The sequence below is a fragment of the Chromobacterium sp. Ag138 genome, assembly GCF_055181315.1.
Genome location: NZ_JBUPWA010000001.1, coordinates 1,694,664 through 1,706,293, shown reverse-complemented (window position 1 = coordinate 1,706,293; position 11,630 = coordinate 1,694,664). Strand labels below are relative to the sequence as shown.

At 66.4% G+C, this 11,630-nt stretch carries 13 protein-coding genes; 11 read left to right on the top strand and 2 right to left on the bottom strand.

What is annotated here, in order from left to right; all coding sequences use genetic code 11:
• The first annotated feature begins 22 nt into the window (after positions 1–22).
• The 6 genes from fabG to ACY3GB_RS07635 all read left to right on the top strand — a co-directional run bounded on the left by fabG (position 23) and on the right by ACY3GB_RS07635 (position 6,091).
• Positions 23–760, top strand: a complete 738-nt coding sequence (gene fabG / locus ACY3GB_RS07660; RefSeq protein ID WP_463088230.1) for a 3-oxoacyl-ACP reductase FabG — start codon at positions 23–25, stop codon at positions 758–760.
• A gap of 110 nt (positions 761–870) precedes the next feature.
• Positions 871–1,110 (top strand): acyl carrier protein, encoded by a 240-nt coding sequence (gene acpP, locus ACY3GB_RS07655; RefSeq protein WP_043596572.1) that lies wholly within the window; start codon positions 871–873, stop codon positions 1,108–1,110.
• A 165-nt stretch (positions 1,111–1,275) separates the two neighbouring features.
• The gene (fabF, locus tag ACY3GB_RS07650) at positions 1,276–2,517 is read left to right on the top strand and encodes a beta-ketoacyl-ACP synthase II (RefSeq protein ID WP_463088229.1); all 1,242 of its coding nucleotides are present in this window, start codon (positions 1,276–1,278) and stop codon (positions 2,515–2,517) included.
• A 131-nt stretch (positions 2,518–2,648) separates the two neighbouring features.
• Positions 2,649–3,941: an aminodeoxychorismate synthase component I gene (locus tag ACY3GB_RS07645; RefSeq protein ID WP_463088228.1), complete on the top strand. Its 1,293-nt coding sequence runs from the start codon at positions 2,649–2,651 to the stop codon at positions 3,939–3,941.
• Positions 3,941–4,753 (top strand): aminodeoxychorismate lyase, encoded by an 813-nt coding sequence (gene pabC / locus ACY3GB_RS07640; protein WP_463088227.1) that lies wholly within the window; start codon positions 3,941–3,943, stop codon positions 4,751–4,753. Before ACY3GB_RS07645 ends, pabC begins: the two co-directional genes overlap by 1 nt.
• 156 nt (positions 4,754–4,909) lie before the next feature.
• A complete protein-coding gene (locus ACY3GB_RS07635) occupies positions 4,910–6,091 on the top strand; it encodes a dicarboxylate/amino acid:cation symporter (protein WP_463088226.1) in 1,182 nt (393 codons plus the stop codon).
• A 172-nt stretch (positions 6,092–6,263) separates the two neighbouring features.
• Here ACY3GB_RS07635 and ACY3GB_RS07630 read toward each other — a convergent pair whose 3' ends face one another.
• The gene (locus ACY3GB_RS07630; RefSeq protein WP_463088225.1) at positions 6,264–6,524 is read right to left on the bottom strand and encodes a DUF4936 family protein; all 261 of its coding nucleotides are present in this window, start codon (positions 6,522–6,524) and stop codon (positions 6,264–6,266) included.
• Between the two features lie 81 nt (positions 6,525–6,605).
• On the opposite strand from ACY3GB_RS07630, the gene ACY3GB_RS07625 reads away from it, so the two are divergent.
• Together ACY3GB_RS07625 and ACY3GB_RS07620 are read left to right on the top strand one after the other, a co-directional pair.
• A complete protein-coding gene (locus tag ACY3GB_RS07625; RefSeq protein ID WP_463088224.1) occupies positions 6,606–7,496 on the top strand; it encodes a prephenate dehydrogenase in 891 nt (296 codons plus the stop codon).
• 2 nt (positions 7,497–7,498) lie between these two features.
• The gene (locus ACY3GB_RS07620) at positions 7,499–8,239 is read left to right on the top strand and encodes an SDR family oxidoreductase (RefSeq protein WP_463088223.1); all 741 of its coding nucleotides are present in this window, start codon (positions 7,499–7,501) and stop codon (positions 8,237–8,239) included.
• Here ACY3GB_RS07620 and ACY3GB_RS07615 read toward each other — a convergent pair.
• The gene (locus ACY3GB_RS07615) at positions 8,236–9,120 is read right to left on the bottom strand and encodes a LysR family transcriptional regulator (protein WP_463088222.1); all 885 of its coding nucleotides are present in this window, start codon (positions 9,118–9,120) and stop codon (positions 8,236–8,238) included. The two genes, ACY3GB_RS07620 and ACY3GB_RS07615, sit on opposite strands and share 4 nt — an antisense overlap.
• 100 nt (positions 9,121–9,220) lie before the next feature.
• Here ACY3GB_RS07615 and ACY3GB_RS07610 point away from each other — a divergent pair, with 100 nt between their 5' ends.
• The 3 genes from ACY3GB_RS07610 (at position 9,221) to ACY3GB_RS07600 (ending at position 11,614) form a co-directional block, all read left to right on the top strand.
• Positions 9,221–10,468, top strand: a complete 1,248-nt coding sequence (locus ACY3GB_RS07610) for an MFS transporter (protein ID WP_463088221.1) — start codon at positions 9,221–9,223, stop codon at positions 10,466–10,468.
• Between the two features lie 109 nt (positions 10,469–10,577).
• Entirely contained in the window at positions 10,578–10,742 is a 165-nt protein-coding gene (locus ACY3GB_RS07605) for a transposase (protein ID WP_463090924.1), read from the top strand.
• Between the two features lie 260 nt (positions 10,743–11,002).
• A complete protein-coding gene (locus ACY3GB_RS07600) occupies positions 11,003–11,614 on the top strand; it encodes a DUF2239 family protein (RefSeq protein WP_463088220.1) in 612 nt (203 codons plus the stop codon).
• The last annotated feature ends 16 nt before the right edge of the window (positions 11,615–11,630 follow it).

Sequence of the window (11,630 nt, the reverse complement as noted above, 5' to 3'; positions counted from 1 at the left end):
TTGACAATAAGGAGACACATTGATGAGTCTGCAAGGCAAAGTGGCGCTGGTGACCGGCGCCTCGCGCGGCATTGGCGCGGCGATCGCCGACGCGCTGGCCGCCGAGGGCGCGGTGGTCATCGGCACCGCCACGTCGGAATCCGGCGCGGCCGCCATTCATGAGCGCCTGTCCGCAGCCGGCGGCGCCGGCCGCGTGCTGAACGTCACCGAGGAGGGCGCGGTCGACGCGCTGATCGAGTCGGTGGAGAAAGAGTTCGGCGCGGTGGCGGTGTTGGTGAACAACGCCGGCATCACCCGCGACGGCCTCCTGATGCGGATGAAGGATGAGGACTGGGACGCCATCATGGACACCAACCTGAAGTCGGTGTTCAAAACCTCCAAAGCGGTGATGCGCGGTATGATGAAGGCCCGCAGCGGCCGCATCATCAACATCGCCTCCGTGGTGGGCGCGATGGGCAATGCCGGCCAGGCCAACTACGCGGCCGCCAAGGCGGGCATCATCGGCTTCACCAAGTCGATGGCGCGCGAGGTGGGCAGCCGCAACATCACCGTCAACTGCGTGGCGCCGGGCTTCATCGACACCGACATGACCCGCGCGCTGCCGGAAGCGCAGCGCGAGGCGCTGGTTGGCCAGATTTCGCTGGGCCGTTTGGGCGATGCCAAGGACATCGCCGATGCCGTGGTATTCCTGGCATCGGATCGCGCATCCTACATTACGGGCCAGACTTTGCACGTGAATGGCGGCATGCTGATGCCTTAATTCTTGTCCGGCTGGCGCCGGATAGAGATTTAGGTAGGCTGCTCTAATTTTTTTTTGTAGAATACCGGGGTTTTGTGATCCCGAATCAGAAAGGTCAAGGGTTTAAACAAATGGAAAACATCGAAGCGCGCGTCAAGAAGATCGTTGCCGAGCAACTGGGCGTGAACGAAGCCGAAATCAAGGTGGAAAGCTCTTTCGTCGACGATCTGGGCGCCGATTCCCTGGACACCGTTGAACTGGTGATGGCACTGGAAGAAGAGTTCGAGTGCGAGATCCCGGACGAAGAGGCCGAGAAGATCACCACCGTTCAACAAGCCATCGACTACGTGACTGGCCATCTGAACAAGTAATCCCTCTTTTCGGGACCGGGACCTCTGCGTGGTGTGGCTTCGGCTCGCCTGCAGAGGTTCTTTTGTTAAGAAGGTTCCAAACGCGCGTTTGAACCTGGCTTGTGCTTGTCAGACGCGCGTGGTTTCATCGGGAGACTGCCCTCCCATCTATCACGGAGATTCTTCGTGTCCAAACGCAGAGTAGTAGTCACCGGCCTGGGCCATGTGTCCCCGGTCGGCAATGACGTCGCCACCGGCTGGGCCAACCTGTTGGCCGGCAAGAGCGGCATCGCCAAGATCACCCGATTCGACGCCAGCGACATGGCTTGCCAGATCGCGGGCGAGGTCAAGGACTTCAATATCGGCGACTATATCTCGCCGAAGGAAGCGCGCCGCAACGACCTGTTCATCCATTACGGCATCGCCGCGGCCCTGCAGGCCGTCGCCGACGCCGGGCTGGATGACATTCCGGGCCTGGACAAGACCCGCGTCGGCGTCAACATCGGCTCCGGCATCGGCGGCCTGCCGCTGATCGAAGAGACCGGCGTGGCGCTGATGGAGGGCGGCCCGCGCAAGATCGGCCCGTTCTTCATTCCGGGCTCGCTGATCAACCTGATCGCCGGCCAGGTCTCCATCCTGAAGGGCTATCAGGGGCCTAGCTACGGCATCGTGTCCGCCTGCACCACCGGCGCGCACTGCATCGGCGACGCCGCTCGTCTGATTCAGTACGGCGACGCCGACGTGATGGTGGCCGGCGGCGCCGAGGGCGCGGTTTCGCGCCTGGGCATCGGCGGCTTCGCCGCGATGAAGGCGATGTCCACCCGCAACGACGACCCCGAGGCCGCCTCCCGTCCGTGGGACAAGGGCCGCGACGGTTTCGTGATGGGCGAGGGCGCCGGCGTGCTGGTGCTGGAAGAGTATGAGCACGCGGTGAAGCGCGGCGCCAAGATCTATGCCGAGCTGATCGGCTTCGGCATGAGTTCCGACGCGCACCACATCACCGCGCCCAGCTCCGAAGGTCCGGCGCGCGGCGTGAGCAACGCGCTGCGCGACGCCGGCATCAACGCCGACGCGGTGCAGTACGTGAACGCGCACGGCACGTCCACCCCGCTGGGCGACGCCAACGAAACGACCGCCATCAAGATGGCGTTCGGCGATCACGCCAAGAAGCTGGTGGTCAACTCCACCAAGTCGATGACCGGCCACTTGCTGGGCGGCGCCGGCGGCGTGGAAGCGATCTACACCATCCTGGCGATCCACAATCAGGTGTCCCCGCCGACCATCAATCTGGTCGAGCAGGATCTGGAGGCTGGCTGCGATCTGGATTACGTGGCCAACACCGCGCGCGACATGAAGATCGAGGTGGGGATTTCCAACTCCTTCGGTTTCGGCGGAACCAACGGCACCCTGGTGTTCAAACGGGTCTGATCGACGCCGCAGGCGATTGACAGAGCGAACCGCTGCGTTACACTCGCAGCGGTTTTTCTTTTTTCGCCGCCGCTCAAGGCGGGCGGCGGTGTTGCAAATCAGCGCCGGGCCTTGCCGGCCCAGGACAGTAGATGTTCACTCAGAAACTCGACTTCATTCCCGACCTGTTGGCGCTGCATGCCGCCGATCGCGAACACTTCCCCTATCTGATGCAATCGTCCGGCGACAGCGGCTGGGATCTGCTGTTGATGCAGGGCGAGCGGCGCGTGTTCATGGCGGGCGAGGGGCAGGCTTTTCTCGACCAGGTGCGCGGGTTCCGGCCGCGGGCGGTGTCCAATCCGCATGGACTGCCCTTTGTCGGCGGCTGGTTCGTCTACCTGGCTTATGATCTGCTGTCTGAGTTCGAGCCGCATGTTCCGGCCGCTTTGCCGGACAGCTTTCCGCTGGCGGTGTGGGCGCGCGCGCCGGCCGCGGTGCTGGTGGACCGCGCCAAGAACGAAGCCTGGCTGGTCGGCGAGACCGCCGACGACTGGCACGCGCTGGAACGGCTGGTGGCGGCGAGGCCCGCTTTCGCGCCCAAGCCGGTGGCGCTGGCCGGCCTGGAGGAAGATCCGCCCGAGTGGTACACCGACGCGGTGGCCCGCCTCAAGCGCTACATCTACGAAGGCGACGTGTTCCAGGTGAACATCTCGCGCGGCTGGCGGGCCGAGCTGGCCGACGGCATCGCCGCGCCCGACCTGTTCGCCGCGCTGCGCCGCGCCAATCCGGCGCCGTTCTCGGCGCTGGCGGACTTCGGCGACGCGCAGATCGTCAGCTCCTCGCCGGAGCGGCTGGTGCGGGTGCGCGACGGCTGGGCCGAAACCCGGCCGATCGCCGGCACCCATCCGCGCTCCCAGGATCCAGCCGAGGACGCCGAGTTGAAAAAACGGCTGATCACCAGCATCAAGGAGCGCGCCGAGCACGTGATGCTGATCGATCTGGAGCGCAACGATCTGGGCCGCATCAGCCGCCCGGGCACGGTCGAGGTCAACGAGCTGATGGCGGTGGCCAGCTATGCCTACGTCCACCACATCGAATCCAATGTCCGCGGCAAGCTGCGCGACGACGTCGCGCCGGCGGACGTGCTGCGCGCGCTATTCCCCGGCGGCACCATCACCGGCTGTCCCAAGGTGCGGACCATGCAGATCATCCGCGAGCTGGAAAACAGCGCGCGCCGCGCCTATACCGGCAGCCTGGGCTATCTGAACCGCGACGGCACCATGGACTTCAACATCCTGATCCGCACCTTCATGCAGGAAGGCGGCAAGCTGCGCTTCCGCGCCGGCGGCGGCATCGTCGCCGATTCCGACCCCGAGCGCGAATTGCAGGAAACCCGCCACAAGGCGCGCGGCCTGCTCAGGGCGCTGGGCGTGGAGCAGGCCTGATGGCGATGCTGGTCAACGGCCTGCCGGGCGAGGCGGTGTCGGCGCTGGATCGCGGCTTCAACTACGGCGACGGCGTGTTCCGCACCATGCAGCTGCGCCGCGGCCGGCCGTGGATGTGGCGCTGGCAGTACGCGCGGCTGGCCGACGACGCCGCGCGGCTGGCGCTGACGCTGCCGGACGAGCAGATGTTGCTGGACGAGTTGATGGCGCTGGGCCGCGAACACGCGCTGGCGGTGGGCAAGATCGTGATCACCCGCGGCGCCGGCGCGCGCGGCTACGCGATGGCGGGCGCAGGCGCGCCGACGCGCATCGTGTCGGCCGCGCCGTGGGCCGGTTATCCGGCGGAGTATGGCGAGCGGGGCGTCGAGGCGCGCTGGTGCGAGCTGAGGCTGTCGCTGCAGCCGCGCCTGGCCGGCGTCAAGCACCTGAACCGGCTGGAGAGCGTGCTGGCGCGGTCGGAATGGAATGACCCGGCGATACAGGAAGGCCTGCTGCTGGACCAGGACGGCTGGCTGGCCGAGGGCACGATGAGCAATGTCTACCTGCTGCGGGAGGGAGAGATCCAGACCCCTTTGCTGGATCGCTGCGGCGTTAACGGCGCGGTGCGGGATTGGTTGACGGACAATGTTTCAAATTTCGGACTCAAATTTTCAGAAAAGCGACTTTCCGCCGCCGATTTGATTGACGCTGAGGCGGTGTTTCTCTCCAATAGCCTGATGGGCATCTGGCCGCTGGCCCGTCTGGGCGAGCGCGTCTGGATGCCTTCACCTTTGCTGCAGGCATTGCGGCAAGCCTTACTACAACAAGCCTGATGCATGGCGCCGGGGAACGTCGGCGCGATGTCCCGCTTGCCGCGCCGGCCGGCTCTTCCCTTCTTTCGCATCGATCCGATCGCGCCGGATGGGACGGGTTTTGTCCAGCGTCGCGCCAGGCGCGGCGGGCTGGATAACCCGGACAAGAGGTTGCCTGTGAAATTGATCCTGAAACTGCTGGCCGGCATGGCGGTCGGCCTATTGCTGGGGCTGTACGCGCCCGGGCCGCTGCTGACGCTGATGCTGACTTTCAAAGGACTGTTCAGCCAGTTCATCGGCTTCATGATCCCGCTGATCATCGTGTTCTACATCATGAGCGGCATCGCCGCGCTGGAGACCGGCTCCGGCCGCATGCTGGGCTGGACCGTGGGCCTGGCCTACGCCTCCACCATCCTGTCCGGCGTGCTGGCCTTCACCGCCGCGTCCGCCTTGCTGCCGCAATGGCTGGGCGAGGCCGCCGCCGCGCCGGCCGCCGCCAACCCGCTGGCGCCCTTGTTCAAGCTGGAGATCAAGCCGCTGTTCGACGTGATGACGGCGCTGATGCTGGCCTTCGTGTTCGGCCTGGGCATCGCCGCCACCGGCGCGGCGCGCTTGCGCGAGATCGCCGAGCAGGGCAAGGACATCGTCGAGAAGGTGCTGGCGCGCGTGCTGGTGCCGCTGCTGCCGGCCTACATCGCCTGCGAATTCGCCGACATGGCGGCCGCCGGCACCGCCTTCGCCACGCTGAAGACCTTCGGCGTGGTGCTGCTGATGGCCATCGCGCTGCACTGGCTGTGGCTGGCCGTGCTGTACGGCGCCAGCGGCGCGCTCTTGGGCCGCAATCCGCTGTCGCTGCTGCGCGCGATGCTGCCGGCCTATTTCACCGCGCTGGGCACCATGTCGTCCGCGGCCACCATCCCGGTGGCGCTGCGCTCGGCCGGCAATATGAAGGTGTCGCCGCCGGTGGTGAATTTCGTGATGCCGCTGTGCGCCACCATCCACCTGTGCGGCTCCACCATCACCCTGGTCAGCTGCGCCACCGCGGTGATGCTGATGACCCACGGCCTGGACGTGCCGGGCTGGGACGTGATGCTGCCTTTCATCCTGCTGCTGGGCGTGACCATGGTGGCCGCCCCGGGCGCGCCGGGCGGCGGCGTGATGTCGGCGCTGGGCATCCTCTCCAGCGTGCTGGGCTTTCCGGAAGCCAGCCTGGCGCTGATGATCGCCCTCTATCTGGCGCAGGACAGCTTCGGCACCGCCTGCAATGTGGCCGGCGACGGCGTGGTCGCGCTGTGGGTGGACCGCCTGGTGGGCCGCGCCCCGCAGCCGGCCGGCGAGGCGGCCGTCCAGCGCGGTTGACGGTGATTTGCTAAGCAGAACAAGTGATTTGGGGGATAGGGCGGCGCTGGTTATAGTGTCTGCCTGACCGTTTGGCTGCCGCCTCAGCGCGGGAGTTTCGGTTTCTCTCGTTAATCGTGTTTGTTTTGGCCGGGCCGCGCGCCCGGCTTTTTCTTGCCCGTCCGTTTTGCGGCTATAGCGGCTGAAACCATTCCTCGCTGGCCGGCAGCGTCAGGCCGTGGCGCAGCCGGGCCGCCTGCCATGCCGCGCGGAATGCGTCGCGATCAGCGATGCCGGGGTAGACCTCCATCCAGGTGTCGGCGTCGTCGCAGCGGCGCAGCAGCTCGCCGGTCCAGCCGGCCGCGGCCAGCTCCATCTGCAGCGCGCGGAATCGGCCCAGCACGGCTTCGCGCTCGGAGGGCACCTTGAAATAGCAATACAGCGTCGCGGTCATCGAAATCTCCAGACTGGCCATGGCGGCAAAATTGTTTATGATAGACCTTCTCGCCGCGCACGTGGCGGCAGGACAAGGGGGATGCAGGTGCAGCAGCAGATAGACACCCTGGTGGTGGCGGGCGTCGGCCTGATCGGCGGCTCGTTCGCGCTGGCGCTCAAGCGCGCCGGCAGGGTGAAGACCGTGATCGGCGTCGGGCGCACGCTGGCCAACCTGGAAAAAGCGCTGACGCTGGGCGTGGCGGACGAGATCAGCCAGGACATCGGCGCCGTCGCCCGCCGCGCCGACATGGTGCTGCTGGCCTCGCCGGTGGGCCAGATGGGCGCGTTGATGGCGGCGCTGGCGCCTGGGCTGCGTCCGGGGGCGGTGGTCACCGACGGCGGCAGCACCAAGAGCGACGTGGCGGCGCTGTATCGCCGGCACCTGCCCGGCCATCTGCCGTGGTGCGTGCCGGCTCACCCAATCGCCGGCTCCGACATGTCGGGCGCCGTGGCCGCCCAGTACGGTCTGTACGAAAACCGCCGCGTGGTGCTGACGCCGCTGGCCGAAACCGCCCCCGAGGCGGTGGAGACGGTGGCGGAGCTGTGGCGCGCCTGCGGCGCGGAAATCCACTGCATGGACGCCGCCGAGCACGACGCGGTGTTCGCCAGCGTCAGCCATCTGCCGCATCTGCTGGCTTTTTCCTACGTGGACCGGGTGGCGGCCAAGGCCAATGCCGAGCGCTGCTTCGATTTCGCCGCCACCGGCTTTCGCGATTTCACCCGCATCGCCGGCAGCCACCCCGAAATGTGGACCGACATCAGCCTGGCCAACCGCGACGCGCTACTAGCCGAGCTGGCGGATTACCGCGCCGGACTGGATCGCCTGGCCTCTTTGCTGGAGGCCGGCGACGCGGATGGCCTGAACCGGCTGTTCGGCGAGGCGCGCGCCGCGCGCACGCGCTGGCATCAGCAATTCCTGAGAAAGGGTTAGCGATGGACGGCAAGGTGGCGTTGGTGACCGGCGGCACGCGCGGAATCGGCGCCGCCGCCTCGCGCTTGCTGGTCGCCGCCGGTTGGCGGGTGGCCGCCAACTATCGTTCGGACGAGGCCAGCGCCGCCGCTTTGAAGGCCGAGCTGGGCGAAGCGGTGCAGCTGTTCCGCGCCGACGCGTCCGATGAAAAAGCCATCGTCCGCCTGTTCGATGATGTGTGCTGCCATTACGGCCGGCTGGACGGACTGGTCAACAATGCCGGCGTCACCGCGCCGATGTGCCGGCTGGAAGACTACAGCGCCGAGCGGGTGGAGCGGGTGTTGCGCGTCAATGTGCTGGGGCCGCTGCTGTGCTGCCGCGAAGCGGTGAGGCGCATGTCCATCCTCCGTGGCGGCGACGGCGGCGCCATCGTCAATGTGTCGTCCGCCGCGTCGCGGCTGGGCTCCGCCGGCGAGTACATCGATTACGCCGCCAGCAAGGGCGCGATCGACACGCTGACCCTGGGCCTGGCGCGCGAGGTGGCGGAAGAGGGCATCCGCGTCAACGCGGTGCGCCCCGGCCTGATCGCCACCGACATCCACGCCGCCAGCGGCGAGGCGGGCCGGGTGGCCAGGCTGGCGCCGACGGTGCCGATGCGGCGCGGCGGCCGGCCGGAGGAGGTGGCCGAGGCCATCGTCTGGCTGCTGTCCAACGCCGCCTCGTTTTGCACCGGCAGCCTGCTGGACGTGTCGGGAGGCCGTTAGTCTCTACGCACGCCGGCCAGAAAGTTGGCCACCAAGGGCGAGTCTTCGTCGCGGCGGACGGCGATGCCCATCGATAGATAGGCGCCGTCGTCGGCCAGCGGCACGTAGCGCACCGCCGGTATCTGCACGCATTCCAGCGGCGAGGGCAGGATGGCGATGCCGACGCCGGCCGCCACCAGGCCGATCTGGGTGATCGCTTCGCCCGCCTCTTGCACCATTCTCAATTCCAGGCCGTTCTGCAGCGCCAGCTGGCGCACCACCTCGCTGAGGCCGGAGCCGGACTCGCGCGGGTAGCCGATCAGCGGCTCGCCGGCCAGCCGCCTCAGCGCCAGCGTTTTTTCCGCGGCCAGCGGATGGGCGCTGGGCACCACCGCCAGCAAACGGTCGCGGTGCAGCTCCTCCACCCGGATCAAGGGGCTGGGCGTCGGGCCGTTGAAGCGGACGAAGCCCAGGTCCAGCTGGCGGCGTTCCAGCGCGTCGAATTGGCCGGCGGTGAACATTTCGCTCAGCGTCAGCCTGACTGCGGGATAGTCGCGCCGGTAATGCTGCAGGCTGTGGTGCAGGATGGGCGTCAGCGGCAAAGAGGAGGTGAAGCCGATGCGCAGCTCGCCGGTTTCGCCGTCGGCGGCGCGACGCACGGCGGCGGCCGCCGCCGCGCTGTCGGCCAGGATCTGGCGCGCGCGCGGCAGCAACTGCAGCCCGGCGGCGGTGAGCTCCACCTTGCGCTGGTGGCGGCGGAACAGCGGCGCGCCCAGCTCGGCCTCCAGCGACTGGATCTGCTGGCTCAGCGGCGGCTGGCCGATGTGCAGCCGCTCGGCGGCGCGGGTGAAGTGCAGCTCCTCGGCCACGGCGATGAAGTAGCGCAGATGGCGCAGTTCCATATTGATACTTTTAAAGTATTAATCATGGTTGAAATATATATTGGACTGCGGTTTTACCCAAGCCTAAGCTGACGGTGTCGTTGAAGAAGAGATTGATGCCGTGTCCGCCCCCTCCGTTACGCTGCAAGACAGCCAGCCAGATTCCGTTGCCTCATCCGGCAAGCTCCACGCCGGCACCCCGGCCTTCCGCTCCACCGCGCGGGCGATGTTCGTCGGCGGTTTTTGCACTTTCGCCATGGTTTACGGCACCCAGCCCTTGATGCCGCTGTTCGCCCATGATTTCTCGCTGACGCCGGCCGCGGCCAGCGGCGTGGTGTCGATGTCCACCGGCGGGCTGGCGCTGGCGCTGATTCCGGCCAGCCTGCTGGCAGACCGCTTCGGCCGCCGGGCGCTGATGAACCTGGCGCTGGCGCTAGGCGCTGTCCTGATGCTGCTGTCCGCCTTCGTCGCCGGCTTCGGCGCCTTTTTGCAGCTGCGCGCGGTCTTCGGCCTGGTGATGGCCGGCTTGCCGGCGGTGGCGATGGCCTATTTGAGCGAGGAAGTCGACGCCAGGTCGCTGGGCCATTCGATGGGGCTGTACATCGCCGGCAACGCGCTGGGCGGCATGTGCGGCCGGCTGTTGGCCTCGCTGCTGGCCGATCACGTCGGCTGGCGCGGCGCGGTGCTGGCGCTGGCCGCGATCGGCTGTGTCGGCGCCTGGCAGTTCTGGCGCTGGCTGCCGGCCTCGCGCCATTTCCAGCCGCGCCGCCACGACTTCGCCCGCATGGGGCGCGAACTGCGCGGCATGCTGCGCGACGGCGGCTTGCCTTGGCTGTTCCTCTCCGCTTTCCTGCTGATGGGCTGCTTCGTCAGCCTGTACAACTACCTGGGCTTCCGCCTGCTGGCCGCGCCGTTCCATCTGAGCCAGAGCGCGCTGGCGCTGGTGTTCTCGCTGTACGTGGTGGGCATCTGGTCATCGGCCTGGGTGGGACGGTTGGCGGATGGCCTGGGCCGGCGCAATGTGCTGTGGATGATGGTGGCGATGATGCTGGCGGGACTGCTGCTGACGCTGGGGGATACGCTATGGCTGCTGGTGCCGGGCGTGGCGCTGTTCACCTTCGGCTTTTTCGCCGCGCATTCGGTGGCCAGCAGCTGGGTGGGCCTGCGGGCCCGCGAGGGCAGGGCCTTGGCTTCGGCGCTGTATCTGACCGCCTATTACCTGGGTTCCAGCGTGTTCGGCTCGATGTCCGGCCTGATGTGGGGGAGAGGCGGCTGGCACGGCGTGGCCACGGCGCTGGCGCTGGTTCTGCTGGTCCAGCTGGGCGTCAGCCTGTGGCTGAGATGGCTGCAGCCCTTGCCGCAGGCTTGAGTCCTGGGCCTTGCATGGCGGGCAAGGCCGCGAGGGAAGAAAGGCCGATCACAGACTTGCCGCGATGTGGCCATTCAGTTCTGTTTGACCATCCAGAACCTGATTTGGACTGGCGTGGCGGCAGGCCATCGGTTTCATCCAAAGTCTTCTCATGCAGGCGGGCTTGGGCTGGCGTGTCCCGGGCTACTGCACTTTGTCCAGGCGGCGGCTGACGCTGCAGGTTCAAGTTCCCTACCGGAAAAGCTCAGGCGCACTGCATCTTGCAGGCCGATAGCGCCGGTATCAAATGGTCAAGTGGCAGCGCGGCAAGTGCGTGCTGCCATCTGGAACCGCTTCAGCATGCCAGGCCGTCCGCGCACGCTGGCTGTGGCGCGAATCTGTCTGGGGAAAGGGGACGCTCGCCCCGCCCAGGAGCGTCTTAAGAACGCCATTCATTGCATTTCTCGTCGATCATCAATAAATATACCCGGGTAATATTGACGGAAATTTTACCCGGGTGTAAATTGACCGCATCACGACTCCGATGGCTGTTATATGAACCCCGCTACCGACGTTCTGCCCTATGCCGTGTTTGACGGGCATCGAAAAATTGCATCCGGTCCACTAGCTGTGGCCGCGCTTGCGGTGAAGCAAGCTATGGAGAGTGGTTCGGTGGGGCCGGTTTTGATCTTCGACAATACGACTGGCCGTACTATCGATATCGATCTTCGTGGCACGGTCGATGAAATAACTGCCCGCCACACACAAACACCAGTCCCGGATAGTACGGATGGGGCTGGCGGCAAGTCCGAGCCTAGTGAGCCCCGTGGCAGAGGGCGTCCAAAACTGGGGGTTGTCGCTCGTGAAGTCACGCTATTGCCCCGGCATTGGGATTGGCTATCAGCGCAACCAGGGGGGGCTTCTGTCGCACTGCGGAAGCTTGTCGAGGATGCCCGACGCGTGAATGCGCAGAGGGAGAATCGACGCGCTGCGCAGGAGCGCACATATCACTTCATGTCCGCTATTGCAGGGGATTTGCCAGGCTTCGAAGAGGCTTCGCGGGCGCTATTTGCCGATGATCCTCTGAGATTTAGCGAACTTATAAAAAAATGGCCGGCAGATGTGCGTGACCACGCAATGGCACTTGGCTTCCGTGATGCGCCATGAATTGCACTCTTAAGAG